The organism is Paraburkholderia bryophila (genome assembly GCF_003269035.1).
Lineage (GTDB): Bacteria > Pseudomonadota > Gammaproteobacteria > Burkholderiales > Burkholderiaceae > Paraburkholderia > Paraburkholderia bryophila.
The window spans coordinates 38850-59366 of the sequence record NZ_QLTK01000022.1; the positions used below are offsets into that span (position 1 = coordinate 38850).

Here is a 20517-nt window from a genome sequence, read left to right on the forward strand (position 1 = left end):
GAGCATTTTGTTCATGTGAGCACGGGCTGTACTGCTACCATCATTGGATGCGGCGACGCGTCGCGTTGCCGGGCGCCGAGCGCGCCTCCTTTGCCATCCATCCGCCTACATGATTCCGCCGACCATCCCCAACCTCATCGCCCGCGCCGCCGACCACCCGTTTCTCGGCGAGTACCTGGCGATGGGACACGGCGAGCACAGCGACATTGCGCTGGCCCGCTTCGACGGTCACGAACTGGCGAGCAGTTACGAGCCGATCTTCGACATCAGCGTGCATTCGCTGGCGCAGTCGCTCACGTCGGGCGCCGAGGGCGTGGACCGGTTCGGCGACGAACTCGGTTTTCAGGCGGTCACGCAGCGCCTCGACGCGCCGCCGTTCGACGTGTTCGACCCGTTCGACCGGATTGCCGACGACCAGCAACTGGTCGCGCTCGACCGGATGTCGCGGGCGCTCCATGCGATCAATTTCTTTGGCGCGCAACGGCATGGATTGCTGTTTCTGCGCGTGCACGAGCGTCTGCTGAAGAGCGTGAAGTACGACCATGGCCGGCATTTTTCGACGGTGCTGGTGTCGTTCGGATTGAACCCGTCGCGAGTGGTGATCGAGTTGCCGGCGGCGGCCGTCGCGCACAAGACGTTTCTCGGCTACCTGACCCAGAGCTATCAGCGCTACGGCTTCAAGGTGGCGGGCAATCTGTCGAACGCGGGGCAGATTCTCTCGGTGTCGGAAACCGCGCGGCTCGACTTCATCAAGATGGATGCGGGCGTCGCGTTGCGCGATGCGATGGTGAAACCGCTAGTGGGTTACGCGAGCCGTCTGCGGGTTCCACTAATCTTCAACCGCGTGATGGATGAAGCGCAGTTCGTGGCGCTGCAGCAATACGACGTGCGCTTCGTGCAAGGGCCGTTGTTCAATGCGCATTATCACGACCGGGCGGTTTGAACGGGGCGGCTGGCGTTTGAACCCGTTTTAGCCCGTTTTAACCCGTTTTAACTCGTGTCGCCCAGACGCCGCGCGAGCGCTTTCAGGCGCGGCCCGACGGTCTCGCGAAACACCTCCTCTCCCATCGACGACGCCGGCCCGCTGCAACTGAGCACGAGCCAGCGCCCTTCGCGCGGCTCGCGAAACGGCACCGCAACCGCATTCACGTCGTCGTGCCACGCGCGGAACGAGTAGCAGCAACGTTCCTCGGCGAACGCGGCGATTTCGGTTTCGGCGTCGGCGATTAAAGCCGGCGCGTCTTTGCCCGCCGCCTTCCTGAGTTCCGCCAGCAGCGCCGCGCGCACATCGGGCGCTTGCACGGCCAGATACGCGCGGCCCATCGAACTCGTCAGCATCGACAGTTTCGAGCCGGAGGCCAGTCCGAGCGTCAACGCGGTTTCGCTGCGGATCGTCTCCAGATAAATCATGTCGAGCCCGTCACGGCAACCGAGCGACACCGCCGCGCCGACTTCGCGAGCGAAGGTGCGCATATGCGGACGCGCGAGCTCCAGCGTGTCGGTGCCCGACAGCAGCGCGAAACCCAGCGACAACACACCCGCGTCGAGCGCGTATTTACCCAGCGTTTCGTCGAGCCGCAGATAGCCCAGCACCGTCAGCGTATAGGCGAGACGGTTGACCGTGGCCTTTGGCAAACCCGTGCGTTCAACGAAATCGCGATTGCCCAGCATGGTTTCGCCCGGTTTGAACGCGCGCAGCAAATCCAGCCCGCGGGCAAGGGCGACGACGAATTTACGCTCGTCGAGCGGATCGGACAGAGTAGATGTGGGCGGCATGGGGTGATACACTCGGTCGTGGTTTGCAAAACATTGTTTCGCATAGCGGAACTCCAGTCAAGCCCGAAGATGTCGCTCAAACACGTTTCAGTCCAGAAGGAATCAGGAGATCAATCATGGCCGAGGCCGCGCAGTTTCACTGGGAAGACCCGTTGCTGCTGGATCAGCAGCTCACCGAAGACGAACGCATGGTGCGCGACGCCGCCGCGGCTTACGCGCAGGACAAGCTGCAACCGCGCGTGCTCGAAGCCTTCCGCCATGAGAAGACCGACATCGGGATCTTTCGCGAAATGGGCGAGCTCGGCCTGCTCGGCCCGACGATTCCCGAGCAATACGGCGGTCCCGGCCTGAACTACGTGGCGTACGGGTTGATCGCGCGCGAGGTCGAGCGCGTCGATTCCGGCTATCGGTCGATGATGTCGGTGCAGTCGTCGCTCGTCATGGTGCCGATTTATGAATTCGGCTCCGAAGCGCAAAAGCAGAAGTACCTGCCGAAGCTCGTCACCGGCGAATGGATTGGCTGCTTTGGCTTGACCGAGCCGAACCACGGCTCCGACCCGGGCAGCATGATCACGCGCGCAAAGAAGGTGGACGGCGGCTATTCGCTGTCGGGCGCGAAAATGTGGATCACCAATTCACCCATCGCCGACGTGTTCGTCGTGTGGGCGAAGCTCGAGGAAAACGGCAAGGATTCGATTCGCGGCTTCATTCTCGAGAAGGGCTGGAAGGGGCTGTCGACACCGACCATTCACAGCAAGGTCGGCTTGCGCGCGTCGATCACCGGCGAAATCGTGATGGACGAAGTGTTCGTGCCGGAAGAGAACCGCTTCCCGGAAGTCAGCGGTTTGCGCGGTCCGTTCACCTGCCTGAACTCCGCGCGCTACGGCATTGCGTGGGGCGCGCTCGGCGCGGCGGAAGCCTGCTGGCACACCGCGCGTCAGTATGTGCTGGACCGCAAACAGTTCGGCCGGCCGCTCGCCGCGAATCAGCTGATCCAGAAGAAGCTCGCCGACATGCAGACCGAAATCACGCTTGGCTTGCAAGGCGTGCTGCGCCTGGGCCGCATGAAGGATGAAGGCACTGCGGCGGTCGAGATCACGTCGATCATGAAGCGCAATTCGTGCGGCAAGGCACTGGACATCGCGCGGCTTGCGCGCGACATGCTCGGCGGCAACGGCATTTCGGACGAGTTCGGGATCGCGCGGCATCTGGTGAATCTGGAAGTGGTGAATACCTATGAAGGCACGCACGATATCCACGCGCTGATTCTGGGCCGTGCGCAAACGGGGATTCAGGCGTTTTTCTGATGGGTGGGTGAGGCGCCGATTGCATGAATACAAAAGGCCGGTTCTCTTGCGAGAACCGGCCTTTTACTTTGTAGCGTTTGCCGTGTCGCTCAGCCGCTCACTTGTTCGGCTGCGGCGTCATACGCAAATACGGACGCAGCGCTTTGTAGCCCTTCGGGAATTTCTGCTTGATGACTTCTTCGTCTTTCAGCGACGGGACGATCACCACGTCGTCGCCTTGCTTCCAGTTGCCGGGCGTCGCCACCGAATGGTTGTCGGTGAGTTGCAGCGAGTCGATCACCCGCAGCACTTCGTCGAAGTTCCGGCCGGTACTGGCCGGATAGGTGATGATGAGTCGCACCTTCTTCTTCGGATCGATCACGAACAGCGAACGAACTGTCAGCGTCTCGTTGGCGTTCGGGTGAATCATGTCATACAGTTCGGCGACCTTGCGATCGCCGTCCGCGAGAATCGGAAAGCCGACGTTGGCCGCCTGCGTTTCGTTGATGTCCTTGATCCATTCCTTGTGCGACTCTGCCGAGTCGACCGACAGCGCGATCGTCTTCACATTGCGCTTTTCGAACTCGCCGGCAAGCTTTGCCGTGAGACCGAGTTCGGTCGTGCAGACCGGCGTGAAGTCCGCCGGATGCGAGAACAGCACGCCCCAGCTATCACCCAGCCAATCATGAAACTTGATACGACCCACACTCGATTCCTGCTCGAAATCCGGTGCGATATCGCCAAGACGTAGACTCATGATGTATCTCCTATAGATGGTCGGACATTCCGCGCGAGCTTGGGCCCGCGGCCCCGCAAAGATAAAGCATACCGGAGCGCCGCTGCACCGCTAACGAACATCGCGTCACTACTTTATGCGATTTTGTAATTTTCACCGCTTTAATGGAAACTTTGCGGGACAGATCAACTCCATCTTAGGCAAACTTTCCTGCATGATGCTGTGGGTGGTAGCGTTCTTAAAGCTTTCCTCAACCGGGAACGGTTCGTGCGTTTGGTTCGAACAATCGGGCACTGCGCTCGCCAGCGGCCGTTTCTTTGGTTACGATTCACGCGTGGCGTAAGTCGAAGGGAGCTGTCAATGTCGGAAGTCAACAAGGAGAGATTGATGTCGGATATCAAAACCGTCCTCGCGGACGCGGAAGATCTGCTGAAACAGGCCGCGAGCGCCACAGGCGAGCGCGCTTCGGAACTGCGTGAAACGGCGCTGACGCGCCTGAAGCAGGCTAAGGAAAAAGCGGCTGACGTGCAGGTCGTAGTGGTCGAAAAAGGCAAGAAAGCTGCCCGCGCCACCGACGACTACGTGCATGAGCATCCGTGGGCATCCATTGGTATCGCCGCGGGCGCCGGCGTGCTGCTGGGTTTGCTGATCAACCGCAAGTAAGCAGCACCCCCTGATGCGCCGGGCCGCCAGCGTCCCGGCCTCCGTCTCGGCCCATCAGCGAATCGAGTTGACCGGCGGCTGTCTGGCCGGTCCGCTTTCCCTGGCGCGCGCACGCGCCGGTCAGGCCCGCCGGTCAGGCCTTTAAGCGCAACGCCCACAGTTATGACGATCGACACACAATCGCAGCGCGGAGAACACAGCCCGTTGCGCCGCATTATCGGTTCCGTGTTTGCCATTCTGCAGACACGGCTGGAACTGGTCGGCATTGAACTCGCCGAAGAAAAAGACCGTCTGCTCGCCGTGCTGTTTCTCGGCCTTGCCGCCATGATGCTCGCCACCATGGCGCTGATCGCGTTGACGGCGCTAGTTGCGATCGCCTTCTGGGACACTTACAGGTGGCAAGCCCTTGCCGGCATCACTGCGATCTATGCGATTGCAGGACTGGCTTGTGCGCTGAAAGCGCGCAGTGGCCTGCGCAATGCGCCGATGGTGTTCGAAGCAACGATCGCCGAATTCGAAAAGGACCGTGACGTGTTTCGCAAACCATGACGCAGGGTGCGCTGCGCTCAATGGGCACAGCGCATCGCCCTGTTGTTAAGCTTGTTTAGCTTGTCTAGCGATTGTCTGTCATTGTCCGATTGCCCCACCTCCACTGCCGCCGACACGCCATGAGCCAGATCCATTCCGATACCGCCTTCCGCAACAAACGCCATCAGGCAAAAGATCTGAGCGCGCCGCACCTGCGAGCATTGCGCAAGGAACTGCTGATGGTGCGCGCGGACGTCGAACGCATGGAGCTCGCTCAGGCAACCATCGAATTGCGTCAGGCAGTCACGCACTTCAGTTGGCTCAAGTTCCTCGTGCCTGGGTTCAGCAACATGCGTCCGGGGCGCGGCTCGAAGTCGAGCTTCCTGAACACGGCGAATCTCGGCACATTGCTGAAAGAGTATCCGCTGATCAGTTCCATCGCTTCGATGGTGCTCGCCAAGCCCTTGCGCGCGACGCTTGCCGCCGGTGCCAAGCCCGCACTCAAGTGGGGCAGCCTTGCGCTTGCCGGGTGGGAAGCGTATCGCATCTGGCAGCAGATGAAACGCGATTCGGCAGCGCCTTCGCGCGAGAAGGTTGATGCGACGGATGGGGGGGGTTGAGGGCTGGGGGGGGGGCGGCGGTGTGGGCGGTCTGCGTCCCTGCGTGCTGTTTTCCCTGTGCTCTGTTTCTCCTGCACTCTGTTTCCGTCTGCCATTCGCTCTGCCCTTCGCTTCTTGGGTCCCATCCTCTGCTTCGCAGGCTTCCCACCCTCTGCGTCCCCCCACTCGTTCCGCCTGCAATCGCCTAACCGGTCTTCCAGCATTCGCTGCTTGATGGCGCTGAACCGCTGCTCCCGCTTCTATTGCCGCGCTGCCCCGTCGCATCCAGCGTAAAAATGCCGCAGGCGTCGTCGCGCATGGGTCCGGACTCCGTCGGCGTGGCCTCTATCGAATAGCCGCCATTGGCGTCGTCCGCAGGCAGAACACGCAGGCTGTAGATCTGCACACCGAATTGCGGCGCCCGATCCAGACCCGGAGGCAGGGCCGTTGGGTTGTCGCTTGTCGCACCCTCGACGAATTGCGCCGCCCGATATAGCGCCGATGCCGCGTCGATCCGATGTGCGCGCTCGACGTGACTCCGATATGACGGGACGGCGAAGACGGCAAGCGTGGCAGCTATCGCGAGCGTGATCATCAATTCGAGCAGCGTGAATGCGCATGTATGTCGGCCTCTCATGAGCTCCCTTCAAAATGGCTTTGCGGCGACGCGGCGCCAATGGCGCTCGACTTTTCCGCTCTCGATTACAAGTTCCATCTGCAACCACACCTGCGACTCTCTAGTCCGGCCGAAGCCGCGCGAAGTCAGCAGGAATGCTCGCGCGTCGGCGCGTGTGGCCAAACGCCACGCTTCGATCAAACATTGCGGCGGTCGCAGCGATCCCGGCCATTGCGAAACGGGTGCGACGGCGCCAGCTTCGAATGCGGATTCGATCTTCCATTGCGCCGGCTCGCCGGAAGCGGCCGATGGCATGGAGGCAGCACCATCATCTGTTGCCGTCGCCGTGACGACGGAGCGGGCGCACAGCGTCAGCACGGAATCGGCTGCATGAAAGGCCTGCAGATAATCGCGGGCGTTGGCGGCGGCACGCGCCGACGCAAGCGAATTTTCGAACCACGCCGCGGACGTGCCCAACATCATGGCGGCAATCAGCAGCACGATGGGGAGCACGGTGCCGCGATGACGAGAGCGCGACACGCAACCGAGGGGCCGCCTCTTTCGATGCGCCATCACAGCGAGTCCCCCGCCGCCGAATTACGAATCGCCACGCGCCGCCAGAACGCCTGCCGCGCGCGTGAGTCGACGCTCATAGCGCGAATGCCGTCGCAATCGACATAACTTCCGCGTTGCGCCCGCGGCGCGCCTCGAACGAGGACGCAGAGATCGACCGCAACGATCTTCGCCCATTGGTCAGCCATGACCGATGACGCTTCAATTGCGTCCAATCGGTCAGCCAGCCAGTACTTGATTCGCACGCGTTCGATGCCTTCGACGAGCGGTTGCGCGGACCCCGCCTTGCCACTGCCCTCGCAATAGAGCTCCGGCTCGCCGGTCGAAGCGCTGACTCGCGCGAAATACCGGTTCACCACGGGCACACTGCGGTCGCCGAGCGCCGCGTTGGTGGCCGTCACAGCCTGTCCGAGGCAGTCGGTTGTTTGTCCTGCGGTCGATGGCCACGTCGAGATGTTGTCCCCAACGTAGCGGACCACGATGCCGTCCGAGCGGCCGGCCAGCGTCTCGCAGACAGGGCTCTCGTCAGTGCCCGTCGGCCGGCCTCCCGAGCATCCGAACAATGGTGGGGGATTAGCGTAGCGCACGACATCCGCAGGCACGAAGCCGGCCATTTGCAGTTGCTGTCCAATCAAGGTCAGCGCGGTCAAGCCGGCTTCGCGGATCCGTGCCGCGTCGCTGGCCTGTTCGAACGCGGCCCGCTGCCCCGAGTAAAGCGAAACAGCGCCCGCGACCACCAGCAAACCCAATGCGACGGCGATTGCGAATTCCAACAACGTATGGCCGCACGCGCGAGACGAACGCACCATCATTTCGCGAACGCCAATGCCACACACGAGACACCCGCAGGAACATCCGCCCCTCCACAAGATTCGGGTTTGTCGATGATATTGTCGGCGGGTGGCATGTCGCGCGGGGCCACCCACGTCACTCGCGCAGCGGACAACCCACCGCTCGCTTCCACCGACGCCTGTCCATGCGGCAACAGCGCCGCTGCTCGTGCGTTCCATTGCCTGATCGCAGCGTCGCTCGTGGCCGGCGCGCATATGGCCTCAGCGACAGAATCGGCTATCCACGCCGCGTGCTCGCGGAGGGCCGTCGCACGCGCTTCGCGAGCGGTCCACAATTGGCCGGCGATCAATCCGAGCGCCGTCACCGCCATCAACGCGACCGCCAGCATGACTTCGATAAGCGAGCTGCCGTTGCACGCGAATAGGCAGTGGCGCCGCCGGAGCCTCACTGAAATCCCCCTCACGACAGGGCTCCGCAAGCACCCTGGACAATCCGCACGCGTCCCCCAGCGGCGATATGGATACAGCGTCGCCACGCATTCCCCTGAGTCGCTCTTGAAGATACGCGCGGTGCGATCTCGAAGCTGCGAAACGTGCCGATCAATTGTCCTGCCGGCGGCGTAAACGTGAGATTCGTCTGCGTCCCGCTGATGCTCACCGCGCTTAACGAAGAATGTGCGCGCAGGATCGAAAGCGCGCCGCTGCGTTCCGCCATGACGGCCCAGCCGCAAGACCAGTCAGCAATGCCGTTCGCGCAGGGTTGCCCCGCCGCAAGACACCGGCGCGCGGCATCGACCCGGCACACGGTGACACGTGTGCCGCGACGTAGCGCCTCACTGCGTGCATAGGCGAAGGTCGATGCCAACGCTTTCGTGCGTGCGTCGATCTGATCCCGTGCCTGCCAGACAGCGAACGACGGCGCCGTGAGCGCGGCGACTATAGCTAGTAACGCAACTACGGCCAGCGTTTCGACGAGCGTAAACCCGCTGGATGGCGGTCGACAAACGGCGTCCTGTTTCATCTGCATCCCTGATCGTTGCAAAGAATGCAGCCAATCTAGCGGTTCGCAAACGGCTCAACAATCGGCCGAATGGCCAGGTGGCACTCAGACGCTCTCCCGCGCAAAAATGCACGCGTCGAACCATAACGGAGCGGGAGCTATCAATGCGCGAATCAACGCGGAGAAAACCGGATACTCGAACGCAGCACGCGGCGCGGCCGCGATCAGCGCTTGCGGGAAGGCTTGGGAGGAGAAGAGGCGCGGCGGAATTCTTCGATTACGTCTTCGAACTCAGAGACGTCTTCAAAGCGCCGGTAGACGGAGGCAAACCGAACGTAGGCAATCGTATCGAGTGCGCGCAACTCGTTCATGACGAGTTCGCCGAGGCGCTCGCTGCGCACCTCGCGCTCGCCGCTACCGAGCAGTTGGTCCTCGATGCGGGCGACGGCCGCGTCGATCGCGTCCGCTGCAACCGGGCGCTTGCGCAGCGCCAGTTGCATGCTCGCGACGATCTTGCGGCGATCGAATTCCGTGCGACTGCCGTCTTTCTTGACGACCGACGGCAACGCCAGCTCGACCCGCTCATACGTTGTGAAACGTTTGTCGCAGGCCGGGCAGCGGCGGCGCCGGCGAATCGTTGCGCCATCTTCGGATACGCGCGAGTCGACAACCTGCGTATCGGCGTGACGGCAGAAGGGGCAGTGCATAACGGCTTAGCGGTAGACCGGGAAGCGTTGGGTCAGCTCGGCAACCTGGCCGCGCACACGTTCGATCGTGGCGGCATCTTCAGGGTTGTCCAGCACGTCGGCGATCAGGTTACCCACCTGCTCCGCTTCCTTGACACCGAAGCCGCGCGTGGTCATGGCCGGCGAGCCGAGACGCACGCCGCTCGTCACAAACGGCTTTTCGGGGTCGTTCGGGATCGCGTTCTTGTTGACGGTGATGTGAGCAGCGCCCAGTGCGGCTTCCGCAGCCTTGCCGGTGATCTTCTTGGCCCGCAGATCGACCAGCATGACATGGCTTTCGGTACGGCCCGAGACGATACGCAGACCGCGCTTGACCAGCGTTTCGGCCAGCACGCGAGCGTTTTCGACCACTTGCTGCTGGTATACCTTGAATTCCGGCGACAGCGCTTCCTTGAACGCAACAGCCTTACCGGCAATCACGTGCATCAGCGGACCACCCTGAATGCCCGGGAAGATAGCCGAGTTGATCTGCTTTTCGAACTCGGCCTTCATCAGGATCACGCCGCCGCGCGGGCCGCGCAGGCTCTTGTGCGTGGTGGTCGTGACGAAATCGGCGAACGGCACGGGGTTCGGGTACACGCCTGCGGCGACCAGGCCGGCGTAGTGCGCCATGTCGACCATGAAGTATGCGCCGACCGACTTGGCGATCTTCGACAGGCGCTCGAAATCGATACGCAGCGCAAATGCCGAGGCACCGGCCACGATCAGCTTCGGCTTGTGTTCCTGGGCGAGCTTCTCAGCCGCGTCGTAGTCGATGTCTTCCGCTTCGTTCAGGCCGTAGCTGACCACGTTGAACCATTTGCCCGACATGTTGACCGGCGAACCGTGCGTCAGGTGACCACCGTGCGCGAGGCTCATGCCCATGATCGTGTCGCCCGGCTTCAGCATGGCGAAGAACACGCCCTGGTTCGCCTGCGAGCCCGAGTTCGGCTGGACGTTGGCCGCTTCTGCGCCAAACAGCTGCTTCACGCGGTCGATCGCCAGCTGCTCGGCGATGTCGACGTATTCGCAGCCGCCGTAGTAGCGCTTGCCCGGATACCCTTCGGCGTATTTGTTGGTGAGCTGCGAGCCTTGCGCGGCCATCACGGCTGGGCTCGTATAGTTTTCCGACGCGATCAGTTCGATGTGCTCTTCCTGACGGCGGTTTTCCTGCTCGATGACCTTCCAGAGTTCAGGATCGACGTTGGCGATGGTGCTTTGGGCTCTGTCAAACATACGGATTCCGTTGAGTGTGTTCAGGTTGACCGGATCGTGCGCCGAATCTTGCGTAGAGGGTACGCAGCGCTGCTGGCGGCTGGGCCAGCCCTGACGTGGCGGACAGAGAGACGCCGCACACGCGAGGCAGGACAGCCACCGTCAGCGCAGAACAATGCGCGCGGATCACGGCTGCCCAGGCGAACGGCAAAACGGCACCCTGCGCTTCACGGTGGGTTGTTCCACCTTGAACCCGATTGCTTGAACCGGTTCTATCGCCAGTCACGCAGGGATGAGCGCGTTAGTTTATTGGAAGAGGATCGAATAGGCAACCGGCTCACCGTCGCAGCCGGGCACGCTCGCGAGGCCGCCCCACAGGCCTCCCGGCGCGAGCTGCGAAGGTCTGACGAAAACGCACGGCAAAGCCGCTGTTCGGCTCTTCCGCAGCCGCTCATATGGCCGGTTCAGCCTTGCCGCAACGCCGCATTGGAAGTAGGCTTGGGACCTTTCTCCTTTACCGACCAGGAAACTGCAATGATCGTGTTCGTCACCGGAGCGTCCGCGGGATTCGGCGCCGCTATCGCTCGCGCTTTCGTCAAGGGCGGCCACCGTGTCGTCGCCACCGCGCGCCGGAAGGACCGCCTTCAGGCGCTCGCCGACGAACTCGGCGACGCGCTTCTGCCCTACGAACTCGACGTACGCGACCGCGCCGCCGTCGAAGCCGTGCCCGCCGGGCTGCCGGCCGATTTCGCCGCGATCGACGTGCTCGTCAACAACGCCGGCCTCGCGCTCGGCACCGAGCCCGCGCAAAAAGCGAGTCTGGACGCATGGCACACCATGATCGAAACCAATTGCACGGGTCTCGTACAGATTACGCACGCCTTACTACCCGGTATGGTTGAGCGCAATCGCGGCCATGTCTTCAACCTGGGCTCCGCGGCGGGCAGCTGGCCATACGCGGGTGGTAACGTTTACGGTGCCACCAAGGCCTTCGTGCGCCAGTTCAGCCTGAACCTGCGCGCCGATCTTGCCGGCACCGCGCTGCGCGTGACCGACATCGAACCGGGTTTGTGTGGCGGCACCGAGTTCTCGAACGTGCGTTTTCGCGGCGACGACGACAAGGCCGCGAAAATGTACGAAAACGTGCAACCGCTGACACCCGAAGATATCGCCGACTCGATCTACTGGATCGCGACCCGCCCGGCCCACGTCAACATCAACACGATCGAGCTCATGCCGGTGGCGCAATCCTTCTCCGCGCTGAGCGTTCATCGCGGCTGAGGCCCGCCGGATAAGGCGCACACTTTGAAACAGACCGCAAGGTATGCGTTCCGGTAAAATGCGCCGCATGAATGAGTCGACCAGCCAGCCCGGCACCAAAATCGGCGGCACGTGGTCTATCCGCGTGTACTACGAAGATACCGACGCCGGTGGCATCGTGTTTTACGCGAACTACCTGAAGTTTTTCGAGCGGGCGCGCACCGAATGGCTGCGCGCATGCGGCGTCGACCAGCGCCGGCTCGCCGATGAAACAGGCGCGATGTTTATCGTGAGCAGCACCGCGGTCGACTATCGGGCGCCGGCACGACTCGACGACATCGTCAACATCGTGAGCCGGATCGAACGGCTAGGCAGGGCATCGGTCGACTTCGTGCAGGAGGCGTGGCGCGACGGCACGCTGCTTGCTACCGGTTCCATCCGGGTCGGCTGTGTCGATCGCATCGCGCTGCGGCCGGCCGCGATTCCTTCGCCGGTTCTGGCCGCTTTGCGGCGTGGGCCGGGCGCCGACGGCGGCGGCGTGTCAACGGACAACGACTGAACCCCGTTGTTACGGGGCCAGTGAACTCATATCGATCAAGCAACACAAAGCATGGTTCGGCTTGCAATATCGCCGATGCTTCCGTTTTGCTCACGGCAAGCCTCGACTGACCTTGCAGCCGGACGCCCCCTTCCGGGACGTTAAAACGAACCTTTATGAACACTACACAAGATCTGTCGATCGTTTCACTCGTACTCAATGCGAGCCTGCTGGCGCAGGCCGTGATGGCGCTGCTGCTGTTGCTGTCGCTGTTGTCGTGGACTTTCATTTTCCGCAAGTGGTTTGCGATCCGCCGGGCGCGCGCGCAAACTGAACGCTTCGAACGCGATTTCTGGTCGGGCGGCGACCTGCAGGCGCTGTATCAAAGCGCGGCCAACAACCGCCATACGATCGGCGCGCTGGAACGCATTTTCGAATCCGGCATGCGCGAATTCCTGAAGGGCAAGGAAAAACGCCTGAACGATCCGGGCGCGATTCTCGACGGCGCCCGCCGCGCCATGCGCGCGGCGTTCCAGCGCGAAATGGACGTGCTCGAGGCGAATCTGGCGTTTCTCGCGTCGGTCGGCTCGGTCAGCCCGTACATCGGTCTGTTCGGCACGGTGTGGGGGATCATGAACGCGTTCCGCGGCCTCGCCAACGTGCAGCAGGCCACGCTGGCAAACGTCGCGCCGGGTATCGCCGAAGCGCTGACCGCCACCGCGATCGGCCTGTTCGCCGCGATTCCGGCCGTGGTCGCCTACAACCGCTACGCGCACGACATCGATCGTCTGGCGATCCGTTTCGAGACCTTCATCGAAGAATTCTCGAACATTCTGCAGCGCCAGGCACAGTAAGGAGTCCACGATGGCAGGCTCTCGTTCCTCCAGCATGCGCGGCAGCCGTCAGCGCCGCGCCATGGCCGACATCAACGTCGTGCCGTATATCGACGTGATGCTCGTGCTGCTCGTGATCTTCATGGTGACCGCGCCGCTGGTCGCTCCGTCGATCGTCAATCTGCCCACTGTCGGCGGCGCCGCGCCGCAACAGCAAACGCCTCCTGTGATCGTGAACATCCGCGCGGACGGCAACATGAGCGTCAAATACAAGGACGATTCCGGCGCGCAGCAGCAGGAAGACATGTCGAAGGCCGATCTGAAAGGCTTCATCGCCGATCGCGCGCAGGCGCATCCCGATCAGCCCGTGGTGATCGCCGCCGATAAAACCGTGAAGTATGAAGTTGTAATGAACGTGATGTCCGAGTTGAAAGGCGAAGGCGTCAAACGCGTTGGATTGCTCGTCAAATCGCAATGATCCGCAAGAATTCCGACTACCCGCTCCAGCCGCCGCGTGAACGCGGTACCGGGCGAGCCTTTGCGTTCGCGCTGGTGATGCACGCGCTGCTCGGGTTCTTCCTGTATCACGGCATTCAGTGGCAAAACAGCACGCCGGAAGGCGCGGAAGCCGAGTTGTGGACCGAGGTGCCGGATACGGCCATTCCGCGTCCCGTTCCGCCACCGCCGCCCGTGCCGGTCGCCCCTGCCCCGCCGGTACCGGACGAGCAGGCCGACATCGCTTTACAGGAAAAGAAACGCCAGCAACAGGAAGCGGCCCGTCAGGCGCAACTGGCCGAGCAGTTGCGTCAGCAAAAGTTGCAGGCCCAACAGGAAGCCGAGGCGAAACGTCAGCAGCAACTGGCGGCCGACCAGGCTGCGCAACTCGCCGCGCAGAAGGCTGCGGCAGCGAAACAGAAGCAGCAGCAACAGCAGGCCGACAGGCTCAAGCAACAGCAACTGGCCGATCAGCAAAAGCAGCAGCTGAAAGAACAGCAACAGGAACAACAGAAACAGGCCGATGCTGAAGCGGCGCAGAAGAAAGCCGACGCGCAGAAGGCGGCAAAGGCCAAGGCGCAGGCCGATGCTGCGGCGCAAGCCAAGAAGGTGGATTCGGAACGTCGCGCGCGTCTCGCGCAGATGATGCAGGGTTCGGCCGGCGGAACGGGCTCGACAGACGGGCTCGGCAAGAGCGGCACGGGTACGGGTTCGGGCGGCACGGCGACATCGCCGGGTTACTCGGACAAGGTCCGCCGCGCAGTGCGCCCGCACATTTCGTGGGGTGGTGAAACGGCCGGTCTGGAGACCGTCGTTTCCGTGCGTTGCTCGCCGACCGGCACCCTGCTCGACGCCACGATCCAGCGCAGCAGCGGAAACTCGGCGTGGGACGACGCTGCTTTACGCGCCGTCCAGCGCACCGACCCGATGCCTCAGGATATCAACGGCAAGACGCCGACGAGCTTCCTGATTACCTTGAAGCCGGCAGGTTGATTTCAGCAGCATGACAGTCAGTTGACAGCAGACCCGGCGCCCCGCCCAGCGTGGCGCCACTCGGGAACGAATTAGTGCTTTCCGGGTCTGTCTGCTGTCGTGAAGTGTTAGTAAAACCGTTTTTGGGGAAACCATACAGCATGAGTTTGATGACCAAGCTAGGCCTGCGGACACTGGTAGCGTCGTGCCTGATCGCCGTCGGCGGTGCCGCCAACGCACAACTCAACGTCCTCGTGACGGGCGTCGGGTCAACCCAGTTTCCGATCGCAACGGCGAATTTCGCCAATGAAGCGAACTCGCCGCAACAGGTCAGCACGATCGTGCGCCAGGATCTGCAACGCAGCGGCAAGTTCACGAATATCGACGCCGGCGCCACGCCCGTCGCCGAAACCGATTCCGTCGACCTCGGCAGCTGGAAGGCCAAGGGCGCCAATGCGTTCGTCTCGGGCAGCGTGAACCGCCTGCCGAACGGTCAATACGAAGTGCGTTTCAAACTGTACGACACGGTCAAGGGCGAAAGCCTCGGCGGTCTCGTGCTCGTGAGTCCGGAAAGCGGCTTGCGAATGAGCGCGCATAAAGTCGCGGACTACATCTACGCCAAGCTGATGGGCGGCCGCGGCGTGTTCGCTACACGCCTGTCATACGTGATCAAGACCGGTGGACGTTATCAACTGCAGATTTCCGATTCGGACGGCCAGGACGCGCATATCGCGCTGTCGAGCCCCGAGCCGATCATCTCGCCGGCGTGGTCGCCTGACGGCACCAAGGTCGCTTACGTATCGTTCGAGAAGAAGAAGCCGATCGTCTACATTCACGACCTGCCGACGGGGCGCCGTGTAGTCGTCTCGGATCAGAAGGGCAACAACAGTGCGCCGGCGTGGTCGCCGGATGGCCGCACGCTGGCCGTGGCGCTCTCGCGTACCGGCAATACGCAGATTTTCGCCGTCAATGCAGATGGCAGCGGCCTGCGCCGTCTCACGCAAGGCAGCTCGATCGACACCGAACCGTGCTTCTCGCCCGACGGCCAGTCGATCTATTTCACGAGCGACCGTGGTGGTCAGCCGCAGATCTACAAGATGCCGGCAGCGGGCGAAAACGCCGGCGCCGCGCAACGCGTCACGTTCACGGGCAGCTACAACACCAGCCCGCGCGTCAGCCCGGACGGCAAACAGCTCGCTTATATCTCGCGCGTCGGCGGCGGGTTCAAGCTTTATATCCAGGACCTGCAAGGCAATACCGCCACGGGCCTGACGGACACGACACATGACGAATCGCCGAGCTTCGCGGCGAACGGTCAGTACATTCTTTACGCCACACAGGTGAACGGCCGTGGCGTGTTGGCCGCAGTATCGACCGACGGTCGCACTCGGCAGGTCCTGTCTGTTCAGGGTGGCAGCGTACGCGAGCCGTCCTGGGGCCCGTTTATGCAATAACGTTGATGCAATAACACAAGGAGAGTAACCAAATGATGTCCAAACTTCGTTTCGCCTTTGCCGTATTGATGGTCGGTGCGCTGGCCGCGTGTCACTCGGGCGTCAAGCTCGACGAAAACGCTAACAAGGGTGGTGCAGTCTCGACGCAACCGAACCCGACCGATGTCGCGCAGGTCAACGTCGATCCGCTGAACGATCCGAACAGCCCGCTGGCCAAGCGCAGCATTTACTTCGACTTCGACAGCTATTCGGTCAAGGACGACTACCAGTCGCTGCTGCAACAACACGCGCAATACCTGAAGAGCCATCCGGAACGTCACGTCCTGATCCAGGGCAACACCGACGAACGCGGCACCAGCGAGTACAACTTGGCACTCGGCCAGAAGCGTGCTGAAGCTGTGCGCCGTTCGCTGTCGCTGATGGGCGTGACGGACTCGCAAATGGAAGCCGTGAGCCTCGGCAAGGAAAAGCCGCAAGCTACGGGTCATGACGAATCGTCGTGGGCACAAAACCGCCGCGCCGACCTCGTGTACCAACAGTAAGTAACGGGTGATGAGCCGAATGACGCATCGTTTCTCCTGGCTGCGGTTTGCCGCAGCGGCCTGTGTCGCAGGCACCGCCTTCGTGACGGTGCCCGCGCATGCGGGCATCTTCGACGACGATCAGGCCCGTCAGGCCATTCTCGATCTGCGTTCGAAGACCGATAGCCTGTCGAGCCAGTTGTCGGCGGCACAGCGTACGATCCTCGATCAGTCCAACCGTCTCGACCAGCTCAACCAGCAGGTCGCTACGTTGCGTGGGCAGAACGAGGACATGGGCAACCAGCTCACCACACTGCAAAAACAGCAGAAGGACTACTACACCGATCTGGACACGCGTCTGAAGAAATTCGAGCCGCAGCAACAGACGGTGGACGGCGTCCAGGGTGAGGTTCAGCCGGGTGAAACCGATTCGTTCAACGCGGCTTCGCAGCAGTTCCGCAGTGGCGATTTCAAGAATGCGGCGGCGTCGTTCCGCACCTTCATCTCCAAGTATCCGAACAGCCCTTACCAGCCGACCGCGCAGTACTGGCTCGGCAACGCGCTGTATGCGCTGCGCGATTACAAGGGCTCGACGGCGACCTGGCAAGGTGTGGTGAAGAACTACCCGCAGCATCCGCGTGCGCCGGATTCACTGATGGCAATTGCGAACAATCAGCTCGAGCAAGGTCAGAAGGCTGCGGCCAGGAAGACGCTTGAGCAGATCGTCGCGCAATACAGCGGCTCGGACGTCGCTCAGTCGGCTCAGAGCAAGCTGTCGCAGATCAAGTAGTTCCGATGGTTGCGATGGCTGAGTAGCAGGCAGTAACGCGCAGTGTCCGACGTCATAGCCACGCGCGCCTCTCGCTGAAAAGCCCGGGTAGCGATACCCGGGCTTTTCACTATATGAAGCGCCGGCAATGCATTGAGTCACTGTGGGTTGACAGCTCGCAAAGGCTATCGCTATAATCTCGCTTCTCTTTTGGGTCGTTAGCTCAGCTGGTAGAGCAGCGGACTTTTAATCCGTTGGTCACAGGTTCGAATCCCGTACGGCCTACCAAAGACATGAAGGGCTCAGCGCAAGCTGAGCCCTTTTTCTTTGCTCCGCAAAACACGGTTTGCTCCGCAAATCTTCGATTGTTCTACAATGGCGCCGACCATCAGCGCCGGGCCGGCGCCGAGACTCATACAAAAAATCAAGCGCCGCGAGCATTCGTAATCGCAGTAGCTCGCTGACAAATCGACAACAAAGAACGATTCCAAATGGCTGCGAGCATCCAACTCACACTCGACGGCGGACTGCTGCAAGGTCCGCACAACGTTACGGTCCGTACGCTGAGTCGGTCCATGACGAGTATCCAAGCGGCAGTAGACCGAGCCTTCCTCGATATCCGCTTCGGGCAAGTCTTTAAGCATGCGAGGCTCAGAGTAGTTGACTACGCCGATGCCGATTTCCTTGTCGGCGAAATGTATGAAGGCAGCTTCGTAATCGACTTTCTGTCCGATCGCGGCGGACCGATCGTTCGGCGCATGATCGAAGCGATCAAAAATCCGTACGAGCAAGCTGTTGCGGGAGCAGATCAGGAAGTACACGATATTGCGAGGCAGATTGAAGGCGTCAAAGGTCAGGTGCTAAACAACATCGTGCATCCCCAAGCCTACGAGGACTTTCTCAACGCGCCGGATCCTGAAGCGACCCGCGCCTACGGAGATAGATCGATAACGAAGAACATCGATCATATGTTAACCCCGGTGCGCAAAATCGAGGATGCAACCCTGAAGCTCACCATGAAAGCAAGCGACGAGGAAGGGGCGCAAACTTTTGATTTTAATCCGGCCATCGCAAGTGACTTCTCCCGTATCGTCAGCAGCCGCAAACTCGGTGCCCCGGTGATCTTTCGAGGTAGTCTGAGAGCCTTGGATCGCGGACACCGAAAATCAAATTTCAAAGGAAAGTTTACTAACTTTGTCAATAACAAGGACATGATCCTTCAAATTCAATCGGAAGCAGACTTGGTTCAACTGGTCCCCTATCTGAACGAAGAAGAAATGACTATCATCGCCTGCCCAATTATTGAATACGATGCCTTTGATCCAAACGCTGGCGATATCCAGTTTTTGAGCATTGTTCCATGAGCGAAAAAACAACCGATAAGATCAAGGAGCAATGCCTAGAGACGATACTGAGTGTCGTCCCAATGGGACAATTTATTTTCGTCCTTGCAACAGCCGTAATCCTGTTCCGCATAGATGCGAACGGAGCAGCCTCACCAATCCTCGCTTTAAAAGACCTTGGAATTAAAGGACTCGTCGGCTTCGAAAAGGGGCAGTTTTGGTTGATAGGCGCTCTATATATACTTGCGTCTTTTTTTCTCGCTCTACTCAACGATTATCTTTTCAAACTAGGGCTGAAACGATCTTATGACGCAAGCAAAGTTCTCAGCAAAATCGACGGCTGGATGGCGCGATCCAATACGGCAATGGACCGAGCCGACAAAGACTTGCGAACGTCAGTCCACGATTCGATATCGAAGGAGCTAGACAAGAGAATTTCGCGCTACCGATCAAAAAGGCTTCTTTGCGAAATGTCCATCTCATTTGGATTGACGATTATTTATGCTTCCGCGTACCTGTGTCTGCGCAATACGTCTGCATTCGGACACATCCATTTTTCTACAGTCGATTTCTTAGCCACTGTTTTCTGCTTCGTTGTGGGGTGGGCTCATCATCGCTCATCCGTGATTTACGCAATACGAAAAATAATTCCGCTACAAGTTTATCTCAGCGCTTCGACGGGCGAACTGGCATTCTTCATTGATATTGATTGATTCCACACGACTTAGCGGCCGAACGTCGCCGCTATTTTGTCGGATCGACCCTATCTCCTTTACGCTCCCTCACGTAATGTTCAGTCATTTGCAAAGACTTGTGGCCAAGTTGACGCTGAGCTGCGCGAATATCGCCCGACGATTCGGCTTTATCTGTCCCAGCCTTTGCACGTAGATCGCGGAACTGGAACAGGTCTTTCTCCACGTTGGCCGCGAGCCGCGCCCGATCAAAGCGAAACCGTAGTGCGTCGCGCATCAGTCGCTCACCCGTTTCATTCACGACAAAGAAGTCACATTTCGATTGGCACGCCAGCTTGCGCTCGCGGATTCGCTGAATTACTACGGCAAGATCGCCCGAGACTGTGATGCGCAGCTTCTTACCTCGCTTGCCCTGCTCCACCCACAGCTCCCCCGCCCGTATATCGCTCTCAGCAAACTTTAACGTATCCGCTGGGCGCTGCCCGGTTAGATAGGCTAGATCCATCGCATCACGCGTCGGTTGGTCCGCCACGGACCACACACGCTGAAATATGTCGTCCTCGACGTAGACCGTCCGCCCTTCCTCTTTATGCCGCCGAACGCCCACACAAGGATTAACTGCGTCCGTGATGCCATGTTCACGTGCGAAGTTAAAGATGTGCGAAAACAACGCAATCTCTCGATTCCCCCGGACATGGCCAGGCCGAATCGGAACCACCCTGTTCTGTGCGACGTACCATTGCCGAGCTTGGTCGCCGCGCCACGCAAGATATTGCTTCACGTGAACCGGCCTAATTTCATGAAGTTGCGCCGGCGGATCGTCAAAAAACCTGTAGAGATTCGCTAGCTCAAGCATATTGTCCCGCTGTGTACGACGCGCTTTCGTGGGCAATACTTCGCGTACGTAACGCTCGGCCGCATACCTGAACGTTACCAGCTCCGAGTGCCTGTCGCGCCCTTGAGCCTCTAGCTCAGACCATTTCCTCACCGCCTCGATAAAATCTGCCCCCAACGGCACCTCGCGGCGCGGAACGCCACCTACATCAAAATAGTAATAAACAACGCCGCTGCGTTGCTTGCGAGCACGCATGCCAGGCGGCAGGTTAAGGTTCTTCGACGGACGACGGCCCAT

The 20517-nt window shown here is 60.8% G+C and carries 26 protein-coding genes, 1 tRNA gene and 1 riboswitch; of the genes, 16 read left to right on the forward strand and 11 right to left on the reverse strand.

What is annotated here, in order from left to right; translation table 11 throughout:
• Positions 1–109: 109 nt before the first annotated feature.
• Positions 110–943, forward strand: coding sequence for an EAL domain-containing protein (locus BX591_RS25690; RefSeq protein ID WP_111934143.1), 834 nt, complete (start codon positions 110–112; stop codon positions 941–943).
• A 47-nt stretch (positions 944–990) separates the two neighbouring features.
• Here BX591_RS25690 and BX591_RS25695 read toward each other — a convergent pair whose 3' ends face one another.
• Positions 991–1776 (reverse strand): IclR family transcriptional regulator, encoded by a 786-nt coding sequence (locus BX591_RS25695; RefSeq protein ID WP_111934144.1) that lies wholly within the window; start codon positions 1774–1776, stop codon positions 991–993.
• Positions 1777–1892: 116 nt separating this feature from the next.
• Here BX591_RS25695 and BX591_RS25700 point away from each other — a divergent pair, with 116 nt between their 5' ends.
• On the forward strand, positions 1893–3083 hold the full coding sequence (locus BX591_RS25700; RefSeq protein ID WP_111934145.1) for an acyl-CoA dehydrogenase: 1191 nt from the start codon (positions 1893–1895) through the stop codon (positions 3081–3083).
• A gap of 97 nt (positions 3084–3180) precedes the next feature.
• Here BX591_RS25700 and BX591_RS25705 read toward each other — a convergent pair whose 3' ends face one another.
• On the reverse strand, positions 3181–3819 hold the full coding sequence (locus tag BX591_RS25705; RefSeq protein WP_111934146.1) for a peroxiredoxin: 639 nt from the start codon (positions 3817–3819) through the stop codon (positions 3181–3183).
• Positions 3820–4158: 339 nt separating this feature from the next.
• Here BX591_RS25705 and BX591_RS25710 point away from each other — a divergent pair, with 339 nt between their 5' ends.
• The 3 genes from BX591_RS25710 (at position 4159) to BX591_RS25720 (ending at position 5609) form a co-directional block, all read left to right on the forward strand.
• Positions 4159–4461, forward strand: a complete 303-nt coding sequence (locus BX591_RS25710; protein ID WP_028198798.1) for an ElaB/YgaM/YqjD family protein — start codon at positions 4159–4161, stop codon at positions 4459–4461.
• A gap of 162 nt (positions 4462–4623) precedes the next feature.
• Positions 4624–5010, forward strand: coding sequence for a phage holin family protein (locus tag BX591_RS25715; protein WP_111934147.1), 387 nt, complete (start codon positions 4624–4626; stop codon positions 5008–5010).
• 119 nt (positions 5011–5129) lie between these two features.
• Entirely contained in the window at positions 5130–5609 is a 480-nt protein-coding gene (locus BX591_RS25720; RefSeq protein ID WP_111934148.1) for a DUF3318 domain-containing protein, read from the forward strand.
• Positions 5610–5793: 184 nt separating this feature from the next.
• On the opposite strand, the gene BX591_RS25725 is transcribed toward BX591_RS25720, so the two are convergent.
• The 7 genes from BX591_RS25725 to glyA form a co-directional block, all read right to left on the reverse strand.
• On the reverse strand, positions 5794–6225 hold the full coding sequence (locus BX591_RS25725) for a type IV pilin protein (RefSeq protein ID WP_111934149.1): 432 nt from the start codon (positions 6223–6225) through the stop codon (positions 5794–5796).
• A 9-nt stretch (positions 6226–6234) separates the two neighbouring features.
• Positions 6235–6717, reverse strand: a complete 483-nt coding sequence (locus BX591_RS25730) for a pilus assembly protein (protein ID WP_111934211.1) — start codon at positions 6715–6717, stop codon at positions 6235–6237.
• Positions 6718–6776: 59 nt separating this feature from the next.
• On the reverse strand, positions 6777–7589 hold the full coding sequence (locus BX591_RS25735; RefSeq protein WP_111934150.1) for a PilW family protein: 813 nt from the start codon (positions 7587–7589) through the stop codon (positions 6777–6779).
• Entirely contained in the window at positions 7586–8032 is a 447-nt protein-coding gene (locus BX591_RS37010; protein ID WP_111934151.1) for a type IV pilus modification PilV family protein, read from the reverse strand. The genes BX591_RS25735 and BX591_RS37010 overlap by 4 nt, the downstream gene beginning before the upstream one ends.
• Positions 8029–8589 carry a GspH/FimT family pseudopilin gene (locus BX591_RS25745; RefSeq protein WP_176343121.1) on the reverse strand — a complete coding sequence of 187 codons (561 nt, stop codon included), beginning with the start codon at positions 8587–8589 and terminating at the stop codon, positions 8029–8031. Before BX591_RS25745 ends, BX591_RS37010 begins: the two co-directional genes overlap by 4 nt.
• Positions 8590–8792: 203 nt before the next feature.
• Positions 8793–9275: a transcriptional regulator NrdR gene (gene nrdR / locus BX591_RS25750; RefSeq protein ID WP_111934153.1), complete on the reverse strand. Its 483-nt coding sequence runs from the start codon at positions 9273–9275 to the stop codon at positions 8793–8795.
• A 6-nt stretch (positions 9276–9281) separates the two neighbouring features.
• Positions 9282–10529 (reverse strand): serine hydroxymethyltransferase, encoded by a 1248-nt coding sequence (glyA, locus tag BX591_RS25755; protein ID WP_111934154.1) that lies wholly within the window; start codon positions 10527–10529, stop codon positions 9282–9284.
• 166 nt (positions 10530–10695) lie between these two features.
• Positions 10696–10804, reverse strand: a riboswitch (ZMP/ZTP riboswitch).
• Positions 10805–11042: 238 nt separating this feature from the next.
• Here glyA and ydfG point away from each other — a divergent pair.
• From ydfG to BX591_RS25805, 9 genes are all read left to right on the forward strand, one after another.
• Positions 11043–11789 carry a bifunctional NADP-dependent 3-hydroxy acid dehydrogenase/3-hydroxypropionate dehydrogenase YdfG gene (gene ydfG / locus BX591_RS25765; RefSeq protein WP_111934155.1) on the forward strand — a complete coding sequence of 249 codons (747 nt, stop codon included), beginning with the start codon at positions 11043–11045 and terminating at the stop codon, positions 11787–11789.
• Positions 11790–11847: 58 nt separating this feature from the next.
• Positions 11848–12327 (forward strand): tol-pal system-associated acyl-CoA thioesterase, encoded by a 480-nt coding sequence (gene ybgC / locus BX591_RS25770; protein ID WP_111934212.1) that lies wholly within the window; start codon positions 11848–11850, stop codon positions 12325–12327.
• 155 nt (positions 12328–12482) lie between these two features.
• Entirely contained in the window at positions 12483–13160 is a 678-nt protein-coding gene (gene tolQ / locus BX591_RS25775) for a protein TolQ (RefSeq protein ID WP_007179119.1), read from the forward strand.
• Positions 13161–13170: 10 nt separating this feature from the next.
• Entirely contained in the window at positions 13171–13617 is a 447-nt protein-coding gene (gene tolR, locus BX591_RS25780) for a protein TolR (RefSeq protein WP_035552913.1), read from the forward strand.
• On the forward strand, positions 13614–14627 hold the full coding sequence (tolA, locus tag BX591_RS25785; protein ID WP_111934156.1) for a cell envelope integrity protein TolA: 1014 nt from the start codon (positions 13614–13616) through the stop codon (positions 14625–14627). Before tolR ends, tolA begins: the two co-directional genes overlap by 4 nt.
• Before the next feature lie 140 nt (positions 14628–14767).
• Positions 14768–16060, forward strand: coding sequence for a Tol-Pal system beta propeller repeat protein TolB (tolB, locus tag BX591_RS25790; protein WP_111934157.1), 1293 nt, complete (start codon positions 14768–14770; stop codon positions 16058–16060).
• A 32-nt stretch (positions 16061–16092) separates the two neighbouring features.
• Positions 16093–16602 carry a peptidoglycan-associated lipoprotein Pal gene (gene pal / locus BX591_RS25795; RefSeq protein ID WP_111934158.1) on the forward strand — a complete coding sequence of 170 codons (510 nt, stop codon included), beginning with the start codon at positions 16093–16095 and terminating at the stop codon, positions 16600–16602.
• 19 nt (positions 16603–16621) lie between these two features.
• A complete protein-coding gene (gene ybgF / locus BX591_RS25800; RefSeq protein WP_111934159.1) occupies positions 16622–17371 on the forward strand; it encodes a tol-pal system protein YbgF in 750 nt (249 codons plus the stop codon).
• 191 nt (positions 17372–17562) lie between these two features.
• A tRNA-Lys gene (locus tag BX591_RS25805) sits at positions 17563–17638 on the forward strand.
• Between the two features lie 14 nt (positions 17639–17652).
• On the opposite strand, the gene BX591_RS36585 is transcribed toward BX591_RS25805, so the two are convergent.
• Positions 17653–17886 carry a hypothetical protein gene (locus BX591_RS36585; protein ID WP_167444611.1) on the reverse strand — a complete coding sequence of 78 codons (234 nt, stop codon included), beginning with the start codon at positions 17884–17886 and terminating at the stop codon, positions 17653–17655.
• Between the two features lie 39 nt (positions 17887–17925).
• On the opposite strand from BX591_RS36585, the gene BX591_RS25815 reads away from it, so the two are divergent.
• Together BX591_RS25815 and BX591_RS25820 are read left to right on the forward strand one after the other, a co-directional pair.
• Positions 17926–18714, forward strand: a complete 789-nt coding sequence (locus BX591_RS25815) for a hypothetical protein (protein ID WP_244147114.1) — start codon at positions 17926–17928, stop codon at positions 18712–18714.
• Entirely contained in the window at positions 18711–19406 is a 696-nt protein-coding gene (locus tag BX591_RS25820; RefSeq protein WP_111934162.1) for a hypothetical protein, read from the forward strand. The genes BX591_RS25815 and BX591_RS25820 overlap by 4 nt, the downstream gene beginning before the upstream one ends.
• A gap of 31 nt (positions 19407–19437) precedes the next feature.
• On the opposite strand, the gene BX591_RS25825 is transcribed toward BX591_RS25820, so the two are convergent.
• Entirely contained in the window at positions 19438–20517 is a 1080-nt protein-coding gene (locus BX591_RS25825; RefSeq protein WP_111934163.1) for a tyrosine-type recombinase/integrase, read from the reverse strand.

Coding starts and splice junctions, on each gene's coding strand:
- BX591_RS25705 (WP_111934146.1), bottom strand. CDS start 3,819: ATGAGTCTACGTCTTGGCGATATCGCACCGGATTTCGAGCAGGAATCG.
- BX591_RS25725 (WP_111934149.1), bottom strand. CDS start 6,225: ATGAGAGGCCGACATACATGCGCATTCACGCTGCTCGAATTGATGATC.
- tolQ (WP_007179119.1), top strand. CDS start 12,483: ATGAACACTACACAAGATCTGTCGATCGTTTCACTCGTACTCAATGCG.
- ybgF (WP_111934159.1), top strand. CDS start 16,622: ATGACGCATCGTTTCTCCTGGCTGCGGTTTGCCGCAGCGGCCTGTGTC.
- ybgC (WP_111934212.1), top strand. CDS start 11,848: ATGCGCCGCATGAATGAGTCGACCAGCCAGCCCGGCACCAAAATCGGC.
- BX591_RS25735 (WP_111934150.1), bottom strand. CDS start 7,589: ATGATGGTGCGTTCGTCTCGCGCGTGCGGCCATACGTTGTTGGAATTC.
- tolB (WP_111934157.1), top strand. CDS start 14,768: ATGAGTTTGATGACCAAGCTAGGCCTGCGGACACTGGTAGCGTCGTGC.
- tolA (WP_111934156.1), top strand. CDS start 13,614: ATGATCCGCAAGAATTCCGACTACCCGCTCCAGCCGCCGCGTGAACGC.
- ydfG (WP_111934155.1), top strand. CDS start 11,043: ATGATCGTGTTCGTCACCGGAGCGTCCGCGGGATTCGGCGCCGCTATC.
- BX591_RS25815 (WP_244147114.1), top strand. CDS start 17,926: ATGACGAGTATCCAAGCGGCAGTAGACCGAGCCTTCCTCGATATCCGC.
- BX591_RS25690 (WP_111934143.1), top strand. CDS start 110: ATGATTCCGCCGACCATCCCCAACCTCATCGCCCGCGCCGCCGACCAC.
- BX591_RS25825 (WP_111934163.1), bottom strand. CDS start 20,517: ATGGGCCGTCGTCCGTCGAAGAACCTTAACCTGCCGCCTGGCATGCGT.
- BX591_RS25715 (WP_111934147.1), top strand. CDS start 4,624: ATGACGATCGACACACAATCGCAGCGCGGAGAACACAGCCCGTTGCGC.
- BX591_RS25710 (WP_028198798.1), top strand. CDS start 4,159: ATGTCGGAAGTCAACAAGGAGAGATTGATGTCGGATATCAAAACCGTC.
- tolR (WP_035552913.1), top strand. CDS start 13,171: ATGGCAGGCTCTCGTTCCTCCAGCATGCGCGGCAGCCGTCAGCGCCGC.
- nrdR (WP_111934153.1), bottom strand. CDS start 9,275: ATGCACTGCCCCTTCTGCCGTCACGCCGATACGCAGGTTGTCGACTCG.
- BX591_RS25745 (WP_176343121.1), bottom strand. CDS start 8,589: ATGAAACAGGACGCCGTTTGTCGACCGCCATCCAGCGGGTTTACGCTC.
- pal (WP_111934158.1), top strand. CDS start 16,093: ATGATGTCCAAACTTCGTTTCGCCTTTGCCGTATTGATGGTCGGTGCG.
- BX591_RS25720 (WP_111934148.1), top strand. CDS start 5,130: ATGAGCCAGATCCATTCCGATACCGCCTTCCGCAACAAACGCCATCAG.
- BX591_RS25700 (WP_111934145.1), top strand. CDS start 1,893: ATGGCCGAGGCCGCGCAGTTTCACTGGGAAGACCCGTTGCTGCTGGAT.
- BX591_RS25695 (WP_111934144.1), bottom strand. CDS start 1,776: ATGCCGCCCACATCTACTCTGTCCGATCCGCTCGACGAGCGTAAATTC.
- glyA (WP_111934154.1), bottom strand. CDS start 10,529: ATGTTTGACAGAGCCCAAAGCACCATCGCCAACGTCGATCCTGAACTC.
- BX591_RS25820 (WP_111934162.1), top strand. CDS start 18,711: ATGAGCGAAAAAACAACCGATAAGATCAAGGAGCAATGCCTAGAGACG.